The 15,222-nt window shown below is 67.4% G+C and carries 18 protein-coding genes; 10 read left to right on the plus strand and 8 right to left on the minus strand.

Going from position 1 to position 15,222, the window contains the following annotated elements; genetic code table 11:
• Positions 1 to 408, minus strand: a 408-nt coding sequence (locus QN357_RS12290; RefSeq protein ID WP_323504949.1) for a sugar phosphate nucleotidyltransferase, incomplete at its 3' end; no start/stop codon positions are given.
• Between the two features lie 81 nt (positions 409 to 489).
• Here QN357_RS12290 and glgA point away from each other — a divergent pair.
• From glgA to QN357_RS12305, 3 genes are all read left to right on the plus strand, one after another.
• A complete protein-coding gene (gene glgA, locus QN357_RS12295) occupies positions 490 to 1,671 on the plus strand; it encodes a glycogen synthase (RefSeq protein ID WP_134446607.1) in 1,182 nt (393 codons plus the stop codon).
• Between the two features lie 49 nt (positions 1,672 to 1,720).
• A complete protein-coding gene (locus QN357_RS12300) occupies positions 1,721 to 2,503 on the plus strand; it encodes an ABC transporter ATP-binding protein (RefSeq protein ID WP_134446606.1) in 783 nt (260 codons plus the stop codon).
• 112 nt (positions 2,504 to 2,615) lie between these two features.
• On the plus strand, positions 2,616 to 2,867 hold the full coding sequence (locus QN357_RS12305; RefSeq protein WP_134446605.1) for a type B 50S ribosomal protein L31: 252 nt from the start codon (positions 2,616 to 2,618) through the stop codon (positions 2,865 to 2,867).
• A 108-nt stretch (positions 2,868 to 2,975) separates the two neighbouring features.
• Here the strand turns inward: QN357_RS12305 and QN357_RS12310 are convergent, their stop codons facing one another.
• Positions 2,976 to 3,662 carry an exonuclease domain-containing protein gene (locus tag QN357_RS12310; protein ID WP_134446604.1) on the minus strand — a complete coding sequence of 229 codons (687 nt, stop codon included), beginning with the start codon at positions 3,660 to 3,662 and terminating at the stop codon, positions 2,976 to 2,978.
• A gap of 81 nt (positions 3,663 to 3,743) precedes the next feature.
• On the opposite strand from QN357_RS12310, the gene QN357_RS12315 reads away from it, so the two are divergent.
• Together QN357_RS12315 and QN357_RS12320 are read left to right on the plus strand one after the other, a co-directional pair.
• Positions 3,744 to 4,643, plus strand: a complete 900-nt coding sequence (locus QN357_RS12315) for an alpha/beta fold hydrolase (RefSeq protein WP_134560141.1) — start codon at positions 3,744 to 3,746, stop codon at positions 4,641 to 4,643.
• Between the two features lie 43 nt (positions 4,644 to 4,686).
• Positions 4,687 to 5,772 carry a glycosyltransferase family 1 protein gene (locus QN357_RS12320; protein ID WP_322135809.1) on the plus strand — a complete coding sequence of 362 codons (1,086 nt, stop codon included), beginning with the start codon at positions 4,687 to 4,689 and terminating at the stop codon, positions 5,770 to 5,772.
• Here the strand turns inward: QN357_RS12320 and QN357_RS12325 are convergent.
• Together QN357_RS12325 and QN357_RS12330 are read right to left on the minus strand one after the other, a co-directional pair.
• Positions 5,760 to 6,416, minus strand: coding sequence for a histidine phosphatase family protein (locus QN357_RS12325; protein WP_241975454.1), 657 nt, complete (start codon positions 6,414 to 6,416; stop codon positions 5,760 to 5,762). The genes QN357_RS12320 and QN357_RS12325 overlap by 13 nt on opposite strands.
• 76 nt (positions 6,417 to 6,492) lie before the next feature.
• Positions 6,493 to 7,344 (minus strand): Sir2 family NAD-dependent protein deacetylase, encoded by an 852-nt coding sequence (locus QN357_RS12330; RefSeq protein WP_134446600.1) that lies wholly within the window; start codon positions 7,342 to 7,344, stop codon positions 6,493 to 6,495.
• Positions 7,345 to 7,484: 140 nt separating this feature from the next.
• On the opposite strand from QN357_RS12330, the gene QN357_RS12335 reads away from it, so the two are divergent.
• Both QN357_RS12335 and QN357_RS12340 read left to right on the plus strand, forming a co-directional pair.
• Positions 7,485 to 8,285 carry a TrmH family RNA methyltransferase gene (locus QN357_RS12335; protein WP_134561122.1) on the plus strand — a complete coding sequence of 267 codons (801 nt, stop codon included), beginning with the start codon at positions 7,485 to 7,487 and terminating at the stop codon, positions 8,283 to 8,285.
• A gap of 63 nt (positions 8,286 to 8,348) precedes the next feature.
• Positions 8,349 to 9,584 (plus strand): D-alanyl-D-alanine carboxypeptidase, encoded by a 1,236-nt coding sequence (locus QN357_RS12340; protein WP_322135810.1) that lies wholly within the window; start codon positions 8,349 to 8,351, stop codon positions 9,582 to 9,584.
• A gap of 27 nt (positions 9,585 to 9,611) precedes the next feature.
• Here the strand turns inward: QN357_RS12340 and QN357_RS12345 are convergent, their stop codons facing one another.
• Positions 9,612 to 10,400: an SGNH/GDSL hydrolase family protein gene (locus tag QN357_RS12345; RefSeq protein WP_134446597.1), complete on the minus strand. Its 789-nt coding sequence runs from the start codon at positions 10,398 to 10,400 to the stop codon at positions 9,612 to 9,614.
• Positions 10,401 to 10,458: 58 nt separating this feature from the next.
• Between QN357_RS12345 and QN357_RS12350 the strand changes: the two genes are divergently transcribed.
• A complete protein-coding gene (locus tag QN357_RS12350; protein ID WP_134446596.1) occupies positions 10,459 to 12,276 on the plus strand; it encodes a DEAD/DEAH box helicase in 1,818 nt (605 codons plus the stop codon).
• A gap of 110 nt (positions 12,277 to 12,386) precedes the next feature.
• Positions 12,387 to 12,866, plus strand: a complete 480-nt coding sequence (locus tag QN357_RS12355; protein ID WP_134446595.1) for an Lrp/AsnC family transcriptional regulator — start codon at positions 12,387 to 12,389, stop codon at positions 12,864 to 12,866.
• A gap of 15 nt (positions 12,867 to 12,881) precedes the next feature.
• Here QN357_RS12355 and QN357_RS12360 read toward each other — a convergent pair whose 3' ends face one another.
• On the minus strand, positions 12,882 to 13,391 hold the full coding sequence (locus QN357_RS12360) for a SixA phosphatase family protein (protein ID WP_134446594.1): 510 nt from the start codon (positions 13,389 to 13,391) through the stop codon (positions 12,882 to 12,884).
• A 119-nt stretch (positions 13,392 to 13,510) separates the two neighbouring features.
• Here QN357_RS12360 and QN357_RS12365 point away from each other — a divergent pair, with 119 nt between their 5' ends.
• Positions 13,511 to 14,098 carry a TMEM175 family protein gene (locus QN357_RS12365; protein ID WP_134446593.1) on the plus strand — a complete coding sequence of 196 codons (588 nt, stop codon included), beginning with the start codon at positions 13,511 to 13,513 and terminating at the stop codon, positions 14,096 to 14,098.
• A 133-nt stretch (positions 14,099 to 14,231) separates the two neighbouring features.
• Here the strand turns inward: QN357_RS12365 and QN357_RS12370 are convergent, their stop codons facing one another.
• Positions 14,232 to 14,435: a cold-shock protein gene (locus tag QN357_RS12370; RefSeq protein ID WP_035840308.1), complete on the minus strand. Its 204-nt coding sequence runs from the start codon at positions 14,433 to 14,435 to the stop codon at positions 14,232 to 14,234.
• A gap of 256 nt (positions 14,436 to 14,691) precedes the next feature.
• The coding region (locus QN357_RS12375) for a DUF3097 family protein (protein ID WP_323504950.1) at positions 14,692 to 15,222 on the minus strand (531 nt) is incomplete at its 5' end.

Here is a 15,222-nt window from a genome sequence, read left to right on the forward strand (position 1 = left end):
GGGCGCGCGCGCGGGGGCGCGGCGGCGCCCCCCCCCCCCCCCCACGACGATGTCGGGCTTCTCGTCGTGGATCAGGTTGAGGCTCTGCAGGATTGCGTCCGCGGAGCCGGAGAACCAGCGCTTGCCGAGGCGCTGCTGCGCGGGCACGGACGCGATGTATGAGTTGAACAAGCCGCCGGAGACGTGCCAGGTCTGGGAGACGTGACGGTCGAGGCTGTGCGACTTGTACTGCGTCAGGACGACGATCTGGGTCAACCCGGAATTGATCAGGTTGGACAGTGCGAAGTCGATGAGCCGGTAGTTGCCGCCGAACGGAACGGCCGGCTTTGCGCGGTCCTCCGTCAACGGCATCAGTCGTTTGCCCTCGCCACCAGCGAGTACGATTCCAAAGATCTTCTTCGATGCCATGTCTTTACAGTAAGGGCATCCGGGGCCTGTGGCCACCCGAAAACGGTGTGTCGGATGCGATGCTGCGCTAGTTTTACTTTCATGCGAGTCGATCTGTTGACCAAGGAATATCCACCAGAGGTTTACGGCGGGGCCGGCGTGCACGTCGCTGAGCTCGTCAAGGCCCTCCGTACCGACATCGACGTCGTGGTGCGCTGCTTCGGTTCGCCGCGCGACGAACCGAATACCTTCGCATACGGCGTCCCAGCCGAGCTTGCGACGGCGAACGGCGCCCTGTCGACACTCGGCGTCGACCTGTTGATGGCCCAGGACGCCGCGGGCACCGACATCGTGCACTCGCACACCTGGTACGCCAACGGCGCAGGGCACCTCGCCAAGCTCCTGCACGGCGTCCCGCACGTCGTCACTGCACACAGCCTGGAGCCGCTCCGGCCGTGGAAGGCCGAACAACTCGGCGGAGGCTACCGGGTCTCGAGCTGGATCGAACGCACGGCCTTCGAGGCAGCGGATGCCGTCATCGCCGTCAGCGGGGGAATGCGGGCGGATATCCTCCGCAGCTATCCGGCACTCGACGAGTCCCGGGTGCACGTCGTCTACAACGGCATCGACCTCGAGGCCTGGAAGCCGACCGCGGACGAGGACATCGTCCGTTCGCTCGGCATCGACCCGACCCGACCCTCTGTCGTGTTCGTCGGACGGATCACCCGGCAGAAGGGACTCCCGTATCTTCTCCGTGCCGCAGCGTCTCTCCCGCCTGAGGTCCAGCTCGTGCTCTGCGCCGGGGCACCGGACACCGCAGAAATCATGGCCGAGGTGACCGCTGGAGTCAGGGCGCTCCAGGCCGAGCGCACCGGGGTCGTGTGGATTCCGGAACACCTGTCCCAGCACGACCTCTCCGCCGTCCTGACGGCCGGCACCGTCTTCGTCTGTCCCTCGGTCTACGAGCCTCTCGGCATCGTGAACCTCGAGGCGATGGCGTGCGGCCTCCCGGTTGTCGGTTCGGCGACCGGCGGCATCCCCGAGGTCGTCGACGACGGGGTCACCGGACGACTCGTGCCCATCGACCAGGTCAGTGATGGCACCGGCACGCCGATCGACCCTGACCGTTTCGTCGCCGACCTCGCCCGCACCCTCCTGGAGGTCGTCTCAGACCCCGATCGTGCCGCGGAAATGGGCAGGGCCGGCCGGATCAGGGCAGAGGAAAAGTTCAGCTGGAGCCAGATCGCCACGAGCACCCGGGAGATCTACGCCGGGTTGCTCTGAGCCCCGCCCGGCGTGCCGACGCCTCGGCGACGGCAGATAACATGGATGCATGGTCAACGTTCTTCAATTCACCGACGTCTCCGTCGTCCGGGCTGGCACAACCATCCTCGACTCAGTGAACTGGAGTGTTGATGACGATCAGCGCTGGGTGATCCTCGGCCCGAACGGCGCTGGAAAGACCACGCTCCTCCAGATCGCCGCCGCGATGCTGCACCCCACCCGGGGCACAGCCGAGGTGCTCGAGGAGCCGATCGGCGGCACCGACCTGTTCGAGCTGCGTCCGCGCATCGGCTTCGCGTCGACCGCGCTCGCCCGGAAGGTTCCGGCGGGTGAAAAGGTGATCGACGTCGTCATGACCGCCGCGTATTCGGTGACCGGTCGCTGGACCGAGGAATATGAGGCCATCGACGAGCGCCGCGCCCAGCGTGTCCTCCAGGAATGGCGCCTCGACCACCTCGCCGATCGCACCTTCGGAACCCTGAGCGACGGTGAACAGAAGCGAGTGCAGATCGCCAGATCGATCATGACCGACCCCGAACTGCTCCTGCTCGACGAACCGGCGGCGAGCCTCGACCTCGGCGCCCGCGAAGAACTCCTGCGCCTGCTCGGCGGTTATGCCCTCGAGCAGAGTTCACCGGCCATCATCATGGTCACCCATCACGTCGAAGAGATCCCCCTCGGCTTCACCCACGCCCTGCTTCTCTCTGGTGGACGCGTCGTTTCGGCCGGCCCCTTCGCGGAGTCTCTGACGGCGGACACCCTCACCGAAACGTTCGGCCTGCCGATCGGCCTGAGCGAGGACGCCGGTCGCTTCACGGCCCGTGCGGCCTGACGTTCGCTTCTGCTAGACTCGACAGTCGGTCCTCGGGCCGTGTAACTTTTTCCTGCCGCCGTTCCCCGGGCCATCCGGTCCGGACCGGCGCAACTCATATAAGGAAGTTTTCATGAAGTCTGACATCCACCCCACATATGCCCCCGTGGTCTTCCGCGACCTCGCGTCGGGTGCGACCTTCCTGACTCGTTCGACGGTCTCGAGCGCCAAGACGATCGAGTGGGAAGACGGATCCACCTACCCCGTCATCGACGTGGAAATCTCCTCTGAGTCGCACCCGTTCTACACAGGCAAGCAGCGCATCATGGACTCCGCCGGACGCGTGGAGAAGTTCAACTCCCGCTACAAGGGCTTCGGCAAATAAGACCGACGCACTCGAGCGCGATACACGAAAGGCGAGCAGCCACGGCTGCTCGCCTTTTCTGTACCCCGCGTTCCGTACCCCGCGCGGATGCCTGCGGTGCTGCTCGCGTTACCGCTCGGGCCACGCGCCGCTCGCGACGAACTTCGGGTCGCGTTCGCGGCGCATGTAGTCCTGGAAGCGCTCGGCCTGCTGCATGGACCACTGCACCTGCAGCTCGTGCAGTTCGGCGACCGTGCCCGGCAGCACGGCGACGTGGGCCTTCGCGATGGCCTGGGCGACCCTGCCCGCGGCGATCGCGTCCGCACCGGCGTCATGGGCGTCGTCGAGGGACACCCCGTAGTAGGCGCTCGTGACCTCGAGGGTGCGCTTGCCCTTGCGGTAGCGGTCCACCTGCTTGTCGATGACCAGCGGGTCGACGACGGGGGAGGGCGACACGAGTGGTGCGACCCCGTAGCGGATGGCCTCCCGGTTGAGCAGGGAGAGGTCGTACGGCGCGTTGTATGCCACGATCGGAAGGCCCCTGCTGAGCAGTTCCCGGATGGTCGCGACGATCTCGGTGACACCTTCGCCGGCGGCGCGCCCGTTCGCAACGGCCTGGGCCGTCGTGATGCCGTGCACGTTGGTCGCCTGCTCGGGGATCTCGATGCCGGGGTCGAGCAGCCAGTCGATGCGCTCGACGACGGCCCCTGAGACATCGATCACGGCCACCGTCGCCGAGACGATGCGACTCGTCTCCACGTCGATTCCGGTCGTTTCGAGGTCGAAGACGGCGAGGGTGTCACTCCAGTTGCTCATGGGGCCAGCCTAGGGCCGACCGCCGACATCCCCGGGCGTCGACGCCGCTCCGTCGCGCGCGTCCTGCGTAAACTGGAGGGGATGATTGTTCCTTCGCCATACGACGCCCAGCTCGCCCGGATCCCGGTGAGCGTCCACACCGTCCCGGTGCTCGGGACCGACACCCGCTACTGGGAGTACGGGGATCCCGCAGCGACGACGACGATCGTGATGGTGCACGGCTTCCGCGGCGACCACCACGGCCTCGAGCCCGTCGTCGCCCAGCTCGCGGGGTATCGCATCCTCTCGCCAGACCTGCCAGGCTTCGGCGAATCGGCGGCGCTCACGACCCTGGGACACGACGTGCCCGGCTACTCGGAGTGGCTCAGGGGCTTCGTCTCGGCGGTCGCCCCGACCGGGCGCACCGTGATCCTCGGGCACTCGTTCGGCTCGATCATCGTGGCCTCCGCCGTCGCGGGCGGACTGCCCGCGGATGTCGTCGTGCTCGTCAACCCGATCGCGGCGCCGGCCCTGTCCGGTCCCCGCGGAATCCTCACCCGCCTCGCGGTGTTCTACTACTGGTCAGCGGCCGCCCTACCGGAGCGGCTCGGCTTCGCCCTGCTCCGCAACCGCGTCATCGTGCGGGTGATGAGCATCGCGATGGCCAAGACCCGTGACCCCGCCCTGCGCCGCTGGATCCACAACCAGCACGACCGGTATTTCTCCGCCTTCTCCGATCGCCGGGTCGTGCTCGAAGCCTTCCGCGCGTCCGTCGGAAGCGACGTGAGTGAATTCGCCGCGCGCATTCCGCAACGCACCCTGCTGATCGCGGCGGACAAGGACGACATCACCCCCGTCGAGGCCCAGTACCGGCTGCGCGCGCTGTTCCCGGACGCCCGTCTCTATGTCATCCCCAACGTCGGGCACCTCATCCACTACGAAGTTCCCGCCGAAGCGGCAGAACAGCTGCGCCGCTTCCTCGACGAGGCGGCGTCGGCATGATCGGCCCCGGCATGATCGGCCCCAGCAGGATCGAGTTGACAGCATGAGGATCGTTTTCGACTGCCGCTACACCCGGTTCGACCGGCACGACGGCATCAGCCGCTACACCTCCGAACTCGTCACCGAGCTGAGCCGGCTGCACGCCGTGACGATGCTCATCAGCGACCACAGGCAACTCGCGATGCTCCCCGCGCTCCCGTGGCAGCTCGTGAACGCGCCCACGAGCATCCGCGAGCCCCTCGTCGCCCTCCGCGTCAACCGGCTGCACCCCGACGTCGTCTTCAGCCCGATGCAGACCATGGGTTCGTGGGGCCGCAACTACAGACTGCTGCTCACCGTCCACGACCTGATCTACTATCGCAACCGCACACCCCCGCGCGACCTGCCCGCCTTCATCCGGCTGCTCTGGCGGTTCTACCACCTGTCCTGGTGGCCCCAGCGGATGCTGCTGAACCGCGCTGACGGCGTCGTCACGGTCTCCGAGACGACACGGGCACTCATGCTGAAGCACCGCCTCACCCGCAAGCCCATCACGGTCGTCCCCAACGCCGCCGGTGCCCTCGGCGAGGCGGCAGGCGCAGGGACGGGCGTGCGTCGCACCGGGCCGGCAACGGGCAGCCTCGTCTACATGGGCTCGTTCATGCCGTACAAGAACGTCGACACGCTCGTGCGCGCCCTCGCTGACCTTCCCGGCCATGACCTGCACCTGCTCAGCCGGATCGGTGACACGGAGAAGGCCCGCCTGCAGGGGCTCGCCCCCGGAGCGCGGATCGTTTTCCACGACGGCGTCTCCGACGCGGAGTACGTGTCCCTGCTCGATTCGGCGACGGCCCTGGTGACCGCGTCCCTCGACGAGGGCTTCGGGATCCCCCTCGTCGAAGCGATGAGCCTCGGGATCCCGGTCGTCGTGAGCGACATTCCGATCTTCCGGGAGATCGGCGGTGAGGCCGCGCTCTACTTCGAACCGCGCGACGCCGGGGGGCTCGCGGCTGCCGTGCACCAGCTCGACGAACCGGGGGAGTGGGCGAAGCGCTCAGGGCTCGCCATCGACCAGGCCGCCCGGTACAACTGGGCGGACTCCGCGCAGATCCTGCTCCGCGCGATCCGGGAGACCGCTCAGCCCGAGTAGTGCGTGTTCTCCGCTAAACCGCGGATCGTCGCGTCGAAGTGCTCGAGCTCGAGCCGGCCGTCGGTCCAGAGGAAGTCGTGGACGGATCCGTTGGCGATGATCTCGTCGGGGTGCGGGCGCACGCCGGCGGTCAGGTAGCGGATCAGGGTTCCGATCACGCCGCCGTGGCAGACCACGAGTACCGCGTCACCCGGGAACTCCTCGGCCACGCGGCCGAGGGCCGGAAGCACCCTGTCGAGGACCTGTTGGCGCGACTCGAGGCCGGGCACCGGCATCCCGTTCGGGAACTGGCGCTGCCGTTCTGCGAACGTGAGGCCCTCGATGTGGCCGTGGTGACGCTCGGTGAGGTCGTCGATGATCTCCGGCCGCGGCAGGCCGAGTTCCCCCGCGATGATGCGGGCGGTTTCCGCGGCCCGGTCGAGCGGGCTCGAGACGATCTTCTCCCAGGCGGCGGAGCTCTCGGTCAGGCCGCCGTCGAGGCTGGGCGCCAACCCCGCGCGGCTGCGCTTGAGGAGCCGCAGGCCGGTCTCGGCGGCCTGGGCCCGTCCCGTCGAGTTCAGCGGGATGTCGGTGCGGCCCTGGATCCGGGTGGCGAGGTTCCAGTCGGTCTGGCCGTGTCGGACGATCGAAAGCCTGGTCTGCAACCGGTGCATGGTCTCGCGTGGCCCCTGTCTGCGCTGTCCTGTCTGGCGCTGTCCCGTCTGGCGACCAGGACCTCCTCTACCCCGTGAGGCGTTCGGCGAGCCCGGCCAGCACCTCGGAGGTGCCGGCTTCCAGCTTAACCAGTGCGCGCGCGTCTCCCTTGGTCACGCCCCGATTGATGACGATAATCGGCAGTTTGCGCCGGCGGGCCTGTTCGAGCAGTCGGATGCCCGAATTCACCGCGAGAGACGATCCGGCGACGATGAGCGCCTGGGCCCCGGCGACGAGGGCGGTGGCCTCGACGAACTTGACCGTCGGCACGAGCTCGCCGAAGAAGACCACGTTGGGTTTGAGCATCCCGCCGCAGACCGTGCACGCGGGGATGACGAAGCCCGTGAGGTCGGTGACGTCGGCGTCACCGTCCGGTGCGAGACGGGCGGAGTCCGGCCGCCGCAGGGACGGGTTGTCGGCTTCGAGGCGGGCCGCGATGCTCTCCCTGTCGAAGGCCTGGCCGCAGCCGAGGCAGACGACGAGATCCATCGAGCCATGCAGGTCGACGACGTGGCGGGAACCGGCCCTGGTGTGCAGCCCGTCGACGTTCTGGGTGATCACGCCGGAGATGACACCATGGGCCTCGAGGGCGACGAGCGAACGGTGCCCGAGGTTCGGCTCAGCTGCGCGGAACCGACGCCAGCCGAGGTGGCTGCCCGCCCAGTACCTGACCCGGGCCCTGGGGTCGTCGATGAAGGTCTGATAGTTCATCGGGGTGCGGACCGGCGCGCCCTTCCCCCGATAGTCGGGGATGCCCGAATCCGTGCTGAGCCCGGCGCCGGTCAGCACCGCAGCACGCTTTCCGCGCAGGAGTTCGGCGACCGTGTCAAGGGTGTCGGCCGAAACCTCGCCCGCGACGGGAATCGTCTCGGTGGTCATAACGCTCCGTCCTGTCCACTCCGAGTCTAAGCTGGCCAGTTTTCGTCCTTGTTACAGAACACGGGTACGTGACCTCGAGTACGTGACCGGGTGAGACAACTGGCAGTCTGGACGTGTTCTCCTTCGAAAGGCAAATCACCGTGCAGATCATCCCCATCGACTCCCTCGACCTTCCCGGTCTTGCCGACTACTCCCAGCTCACGGATGTCGCACTCCGGCGGAAGTCCGAACCGGCGGGCGGCCTGTACATCGCCGAGTCGACCAAGGTCATCGCGCGCGCCCTCGAGGCCGGACATCGCCCCCGCTCGGTGCTCCTGCAGGAGCAGTGGCTGCCCGACGCCCTCGAACTGCTCGCCGACTGGCCGGACGTGCCGATCTACGTCGGCGCGGCATCCGTGCTCGAAGAACTGACCGGGTACAACCTGCACAGGGGGGCACTCGCCGCGATGCACCGACCCGTGCTCGCGCCGGTGTCCGATCTGGTCAGGGGCGCCCGCCGGATCGTGATCCTCGAGGACATCGTCGACCACACCAACGTCGGCGCTATCTTCCGCTCGGTCGCCGGACTCGGCGCCGACGCCGTTCTGATCACCCCGCGCTGCGCCGACCCGCTCTACCGGCGCAGCGTGCGCGTGAGCATGGGCACGGTGCTTCAGGTGCCCTGGACCCGGCTCCCCGAGTGGGACGAAGCCGTTCCTCTGCTGCACGAAGCCGGCTTCCACCTCGCAGCACTCGCCCTCGCGGACAACGCGGTGAGCCTCGACGACTTCGCGATCGACCCGCCGGAGCGGCTCGCGATCGTGCTCGGCGCCGAGGGCGACGGGCTCAGCAGGCAGGCGCTCTCTGTCGCGGACACGGTCGTCACGATCCCGATGCTGCACGGCGTCGACTCGCTCAACGTCGCATCCGCGAGCGCGGTCGCACTGTACGCGCTGCGCTGACCGGGACTGCGCCGCGCCGCGGTGTCCAGCGTTTCCCTATCCGTGGATCGGTAAAGTGAGCGGATGCCTTCCGCGAGTCGTTCCACCATCCTGCGTCGCCGATTCGCGGTCCTCGGGGGCCTGCTCGTCGTGATCCTCCTCGGGGGCTACTTCGCGACAACGAGTGCCGCAGCACTTCCAGCGTCGGCGGCGACGCTCACGCAGCCTGCCGCGCTCACCCAGCCGGCGACGGCAATGAAATGGCCGGGAATCGGGGAGGGCGCGATCGGCGCCGTGGGCTACGACGGGGTGCTCGGCTCCAACGGCAGCCAGGCCGCCGTGCCGATCGCGAGCATCACCAAGATGGTCACCTCCCTCGTGCTGCTCGAGGCGAAGCCGCTCGCGGCCACCGAGGCCGGTCCCGACGTGAAGTTCACCGACGCCGATGTGCAGATCTACTACGACGTGCTCGCCCAGGACGGCTCGGTCGCCCCCGTCGTGTCCGGGATGGTGCTGAGCCAGCGCCAGGCCCTCGAGGGCATGCTGCTGCCCTCCGCGAACAACTACAGCATCACCCTCGCGAACTGGGCGTTCGGTTCTGTCGACGCGTATCTGAAGGTCGCCAGGGCCTGGCTCACCGACCATGGCCTGACCGGGACCACGATCGCGGACACGAGCGGGATTTCGCCGCTGAGCGCCAGCACGCCGGCCGACCTCGTCGAGATCGGCAAACTCGTGCTGAAGAACCCGGCGCTCGCCTCGATCGTCTCGGAGAAGACGGCCACGCTGCCGACGATCGGGACGGTGACCAACACCAACGAGATGCTCGGCGAGCACGGTGTCGACGGCATCAAGACCGGGACGACGGACGAAGCCGGCGCGTGCCTGCTCTTCTCCGCGGACTTCACCGTCGGAGACACGACCGTGACCCTCGTCGGGGTCCTGCTCGGCGGGACCACCCACGACACCCTCGACGCCGACATCGGGCGGCTCATCGAGAGCGTCAAACCCGGCTTCCGTGAGGTCACCCTGACCGAAGCCGGTGCGTCCTATGGAGCGTACGCGAGCGTCTGGGGGCAGAACGGTTCGGTCGTGGCCGCCGAGAAGGCATCCGCCCTCGTCTGGTCTGACACGGCCGTCACGGGCGTCGCAACGGCCCGTTCGGTCGGGGTCGGCTCGGACGGAGACGCCGTCGGGTCTCTCGACTTCGTGGTCGGCACCCAGAAGTTCAGTGTGCCCCTGGTGCTGGACGGCACACTCAGCGATCCCGGACCCGGCTGGCGCTTCACGCACCCTGGCGAACTGCTCGCGTCCCGCTGACGCCTCTGCGCTGTGTGAAGAGCTGGGCTACTTGACGGCCTGGCGGAACGGCCCGGCCTCCGGGCGTTTGGGCAGCACGTGGTCCCCGGACGACTGGTGCCTGATGCGGCGCAGCACCCACGGCACGAGATACTCCCGCGCCCAGACCATGTCCTCGCTGCGCGCCTGGCGCCAGGTCTGCGCGGGCAACGGCTCGGGCTCGGAGGGTTCGAGACTGTTGGGCACGTTGAGCACGTCAAGCACCATCCGGGCGACGGTGTGATGTCCGAGGGCGTTCAGGTGCAGCCGGTCGGGCGCCCACATCCGTGCGTCCTGGATCTCGGTGAGGGCCCACAGGTCGGCGACGACGCAGTCGTAGCGCGCAGCGACGGCACGGATGTTCTCGTTGTAGATCGCGATCTTGCCGCGGATCCCGCGGAAGACCGGGGCGAACCCGACATCGGCGCCCGTGAACAGCACGATCGTGGCTCCGTCGCGGCTGAGCAGGCGCACGGCCTCATCGCACCGGGCGGCGATCTCGTCGGGGTCTGACCCCGGTCGGATCACGTCGTTGCCGCCTGCCGAGAAGGTGATCAGGTCCGGATGCACGTCGAGGGCCTGCTCCAGCTGCTCGTCCATGACCTGCCGGATCAGTTTGCCGCGCACGGCGAGATTCGCATACGCGAAGTCCGTCGAGCCCTGGCTGAGTACCTCGGCGACGCGGTCTGACCAGCCGCGGAATCCTCCCGGGCACGCGGGCTCGGGATCCCCGACACCCTCCGTGAAGGAATCGCCGACGGCTACGTACCGCGACCAGGGATGCAATGGCGTTGTCATCAGTCCATTCTCCTCGTTTGCACGAAACTGTCTGCGCACCTTGCTAGGTTCTATTGAAGTGACTACCTCAGCAGCGTTCGAACCGAACCAGGGAACGAGTGCAGCCGAACACCTGTCCCCGTCGTTCCCCGGCCGGGCCGCCTGGGGTACCGCGACCAAGCTGCGCGCCTGGCAGGAAGAGGCCTTGGCCGCCTATTTCGTGCACCAGCCCCGTGACTTCCTCGCCGCCGCGACACCGGGAGCAGGCAAGACCACGTTCGCACTGCGGCTCGCCTCCGAGCTTCGTGCGCGGCACCTGATCGACCGCATCACCGTCGTAGCCCCGACCGAACACCTCAAGCGCCAGTGGGCGGATGCCGCCGCTCGCGCGGGCATCCGCCTCGACCCCTCGTTCAAGAACGCGGACGGGCGTTACGGCAACCACTTCCACGGTGTCGCCGTCACGTACGCTCAGGTCGCCAGCCGGGCCGCCCTGCACCGCGAGCTCACCCAGTCCAGCCGCACCCTCGTCATCCTCGACGAGGTGCACCACGGGGGCGACGCCCTCAGCTGGGGCGATGCGATCCGGGAGGCCTTCGAACCGGCGACCCGCCGCCTCTCCCTGACCGGGACCCCGTTCCGGTCAGACACCTCGCCCATCCCCTTCGTCAGCTACCTGCCGGACGAGCACGGCATCCGTCTCTCGCAGAGTGACTACAACTACGGCTACGGTCGCGCCCTTGCCGACGGCGTCGTGCGCCCGGTCATGTTCATGGTCTACGCCGGGCACATGAAGTGGCGCACGCGTGCCGGCGACGAGATGGAAGCCAAACTCGGCGAGGGCAACACCAAGGACATCACGAGCCAGGCCTGGCGTACGGCGCTCGAGCCGACCGGGCAGTGGATCCCCGCCGTGCTGCGCGCCGCTGACTCGCGCCTCACCCAGGTCCGGCACGGCATCCCGGACGCCGGCGGCCTCGTCATCGCAACGGACCAGTCAGCCGCACGCGCGTATGCCACCATCCTCGAGGAGATCTCCGGGGAACCGGTGACCGTCGTGCTTTCTGACGAGAAGGAGTCGAGCGACCGGATCGACGAGTTCTCGAAGAACACCCGGCGTTGGATGGTCGCCGTCCGGATGGTGTCAGAGGGTGTCGACGTTCCCCGGCTCGCCGTCGGCGTCTACGCGACGAGCGCATCGACACCCCTGTTCTTCGCGCAGGCCATCGGCCGCTTCGTGCGCGCCAGACGGCGCGGCGAGACGGCCTCGATCTTCCTGCCCAACGTGCCGAGCCTGCTGAGCCTCGCCAACGCCCTCGAACTCGAACGCGACCACGCGCTCGACCGGAGCAACAGGGACGACGGCGACGACGGGATGTACAACCCCGAAGACGCGATGGTCGCCGCGGCGAACCGGGACGAGAAGGGGTCGGACGGACTCGGCGAGGACGAGTTCACCTGGCAGGCGATCGACTCCCAGGCGACCTTCGACATGGTCATGTTCGACGGCGACGAGTTCGGCCAACTCGCCGAACCGGGAACGGACGAGGAATTCGACTTCATCGGCATCCCCGGACTCCTCGAGCCGGAACAGGTTTCTGAGCTGCTCCGGCAACGGCAGTCCCGCCAGGCCAAACGGTCGACCGACCGGCGAAAGAACCCGGTCACGGGCGAGATCGCCCCCGAGGAACCGCCGCCGCTTTACCGCACCCTCAAGGAACAGCGGACCTTGCTCGCGAGTCTCGTGGGCATGTGGTCGAAACTCGCGAATGAGCCGCACGGGATCGTACACGCCGAACTACGGCGGGTCTGCGGGGGACCCGCAGTTGCCCAGGCGAGCGTGACCCAGCTGCAGAACCGGATCGACTTGCTGCGTCGCCGCCTCGGCCGCAGCTGAAGCCACCGCCTCGCGCGATCGATCCTCGATCGTTACCCGGTCCAGGCGCAGACCCTTGCGTCAAGGAATGATTCGTCGCATAAGCTCTTAGGGACGAAAGAGTGTGACTGATGGAACCGAAGAAAGCCGAAATCGACAGGGTCGACCGGGCATTGCTGAAGGCCCTCTCGGTCAACGCGCGAGCCTCCGGCGCCGCACTGGCTGCCGAGATCGGTGTCGCCGAGTCAACCGTGTCGCTCCGGTTGCGCCGGCTGCAGCAGCTGGGCCACATCCGCGGGTACCGGGCGAACATCGACCTCGCAGCCCTCGGAGCCTCCCTGCAGGCGCTCATTTCCGTGCGGCTCGTCAAACACGCCCGGGTGCAGATCGACGACTTCCGTAATGCCGCTCCGCACTGGCCCGGCGTCATCGGTCTCTTCCACACCGCGGGGGCCGACGACTACCTCCTGCACGTCGCGGCGGCGAACGCGTCCGCGCTGCGTGACTTCGTGCTCGAACATCTCGCCGAGCATCCTGCTGTCGCGCACACCGAGACCAACCTCATCTTCGAGTACGTCGACGGTGACGGCTGGCAGGACCTCGTCAACTAGTCGACGACCGTCCCCTCACTGAGCGCGGTGACGGTGCGGAAAGTCTTCCGGCGGGCGCCCGGTCGCCAGGATCTCGGCCGGTCGCCTGCCGGCGTCAGACCACGGTCCGGCCAAGCCCAGCACGGCGAGGGTGCTGGTCGGCATCGGTATCCACGTTCCGGTGAGGAGTTCGGCGAGGCCGGTGATCCCGGGATTGTGCACGACGAGAACGACCGTGTGGTCCTCGTCGGGAAGCTCCCTGACGACGTCGAGCAGTTCGTCGGCGGATGCCGCATAGCCGCGGCTGTCGACCACGGTCGGCGGCGATTCCGTCAGTTCACCCTCGGCGATTTCCCAGGTGCTGCGAGCGCGGTGCGCGGGGGAGACGACCGCGAGATCGATGTGCCCGATATTGCGGGCGAGCCACGCTCCGGCGAGCGGCGCCTGGCGCAGTCCCCGTTCGGCGAGCGGGCGCTCGAGGTCGGAGACCTCGCCGGACCAGTCGGACTTGGCGTGCCGCAGCAGGATCAGGGTGCGCTCACTCATACCCTGAGTCTGCCACCGACGGCCGGACAGGTTGTGCGAAATCCGGCTCCTGACAGGGCGAACGGAATCTGGGATGATGCCCTCAGCGCACCTGAACGGACGACAGGGACCGGAGGCACATGACCAAGAACAGGCTCGAAGCGTTCAGCGATGGCGTGCTCGCCATCATCATCACGATCATGGTGCTCGAGATCCGGGTCCCGGAGGAACCGACCTGGCAGGGGCTCGTGACCATCCTGCCCACGCTGTTCAGTTACCTGCTGAGTTTCCTCTACATCGGGATCTACTGGAACAACCACCACCACTTGCTGCGCCTCGCCTCCGGCGTGAACGGCGGCATCCTCTGGGCGAACCTGCACCTCTTGTTCTGGCTCTCCCTGTTCCCCTTCGCTACGAGGTGGAGCGACGAGTCCGGCTTCGCCGAGGTCCCGGTCATGGTCTACGGGTTCACGCTGCTCCTGGCCGCCGTGGCGTTCTACATCCTGCAGCGGACCCTGATCCGTTACCAGGGCGCCGACGGAGCCCTCGCCACGGCCCTCGGACGGGACTGGAAGGGCAAGGGCTCGCCCTTCATCTACCTGGCTGGGATTCTGCTCGCCCTGGTGCAGCCGCTCGTGTCCATGGGCGTTTTCGCGATCGCCGCACTCATCTGGCTGGTGCCGGACCGGCGGGTCGAGCGTTTCGTCGGAGACGGCCGCGCAGACTAGGGCGGCGGCGAGAAAAGCTTCGGCTTAACGAAGTAATGCCCCCGCCGAAGCGGGGGCATTACTGGAGCTCTCTGGGCGAATGACCTCGGTCAGACGCAGTTCAAGCAGTGTGCTGATTCAGCACTGAGCAGAATCAGAGGGCGCGGATGTTCTCGGCCTGGGGACCCTTGGGGCCCTGGGTTACCTCGAACTCGACCTTCTGGTTCTCGTCGAGGGACTTGTAGCCATTGGAAGCGATCGCGGAGTAGTGCGCGAACACGTCGGCGCTTCCGTCGTCGGGAGCAATGAATCCGAAGCCCTTTTCAGCGTTGAACCATTTCACGGTACCTGTTGCCATTTTTGAAACTCCTCCAGGAGTGTTAGACCGACCCCGACTGTCGGGGCCGTTCGTCGCGGTATTCGTCGTCCGCTTCCGAAAGGAATACGCCGCATGGACCGAAGTCCGTGCGTTTTAAGACGTGCAAGCACTACAACTACTGGGACAAGACTAGACCACTTCGCTCGGTAAGAACCGGATTTGGGGCGAATTCGAGTCATAACCGTTACGTTTTATGAATATTTCGCCCGAACAGGGGCGGTATTCAGCCCACCTGTCAATCGACGGTCGCGAAGTCGATGAGCTGTTCGACCCTGCCGAGGAATGCGGCCTCGAGGTCGGCATACGACCGGACCCGGCCCAGGATGCGTTGCCAGGCCCTGGCGATGTCGGCCTGGTCCTCGTGCGGCCAGCCCAGGTGCTCGCAGATCCCGTGTTTCCACTCGACCGTGCGGGGGATCGTCGGCCAGTCCTTCATCCCGAGTCGCTCGGGTTTGACGGCCTGCCAGACGTCGACGTAGGGGTGCCCGACCACGAGGACGCTCCGCCCGTGCGGACCGCGAGCGACGTTCTCGGCGATCCGGCTCTCCTTGGACCCTGGTACGAGGTGGTCGACGAGCACGCCGACCTTCCTGCCTGGTCCCGGGCCGAATTCGGTGAGGAGTTCCTCGAGGTTGTCGACTCCCTCGATGTATTCGACGACGACGCCCTCGATCCGGAGGTCGGCGCCCCAGACCTTCTCGACGAGTTCGGCGTCGTGCCGACCCTCGACGAAGATCCGGCTGCCGCGGGCGACCCGCGCGCGGGT

The organism is Cryobacterium sp. RTC2.1 (assembly GCF_035018685.1).
Taxonomy (GTDB): Bacteria; Actinomycetota; Actinomycetes; order Actinomycetales; family Microbacteriaceae; genus Cryobacterium; species Cryobacterium glucosi.

What these genes read in the sequence shown, in the direction of transcription:
- QN357_RS12305 (WP_134446605.1), top strand. Translation starts at nt 2,616, where the DNA reads ATGAAGTCTGACATCCACCCCACATATGCCCCCGTGGTCTTCCGCGAC.
- QN357_RS12345 (WP_134446597.1), bottom strand. Translation starts at nt 10,400, where the DNA reads ATGACAACGCCATTGCATCCCTGGTCGCGGTACGTAGCCGTCGGCGAT.
- QN357_RS12310 (WP_134446604.1), bottom strand. Translation starts at nt 3,662, where the DNA reads ATGAGCAACTGGAGTGACACCCTCGCCGTCTTCGACCTCGAAACGACC.
- QN357_RS12355 (WP_134446595.1), top strand. Translation starts at nt 12,387, where the DNA reads ATGGAACCGAAGAAAGCCGAAATCGACAGGGTCGACCGGGCATTGCTG.
- QN357_RS12370 (WP_035840308.1), bottom strand. Translation starts at nt 14,435, where the DNA reads ATGGCAACAGGTACCGTGAAATGGTTCAACGCTGAAAAGGGCTTCGGA.
- QN357_RS12360 (WP_134446594.1), bottom strand. Translation starts at nt 13,391, where the DNA reads ATGAGTGAGCGCACCCTGATCCTGCTGCGGCACGCCAAGTCCGACTGG.
- QN357_RS12315 (WP_134560141.1), top strand. Translation starts at nt 3,744, where the DNA reads ATGATTGTTCCTTCGCCATACGACGCCCAGCTCGCCCGGATCCCGGTG.
- QN357_RS12330 (WP_134446600.1), bottom strand. Translation starts at nt 7,344, where the DNA reads ATGACCACCGAGACGATTCCCGTCGCGGGCGAGGTTTCGGCCGACACC.
- QN357_RS12300 (WP_134446606.1), top strand. Translation starts at nt 1,721, where the DNA reads ATGGTCAACGTTCTTCAATTCACCGACGTCTCCGTCGTCCGGGCTGGC.
- glgA (WP_134446607.1), top strand. Translation starts at nt 490, where the DNA reads ATGCGAGTCGATCTGTTGACCAAGGAATATCCACCAGAGGTTTACGGC.
- QN357_RS12320 (WP_322135809.1), top strand. Translation starts at nt 4,687, where the DNA reads ATGAGGATCGTTTTCGACTGCCGCTACACCCGGTTCGACCGGCACGAC.
- QN357_RS12365 (WP_134446593.1), top strand. Translation starts at nt 13,511, where the DNA reads ATGACCAAGAACAGGCTCGAAGCGTTCAGCGATGGCGTGCTCGCCATC.
- QN357_RS12340 (WP_322135810.1), top strand. Translation starts at nt 8,349, where the DNA reads ATGCCTTCCGCGAGTCGTTCCACCATCCTGCGTCGCCGATTCGCGGTC.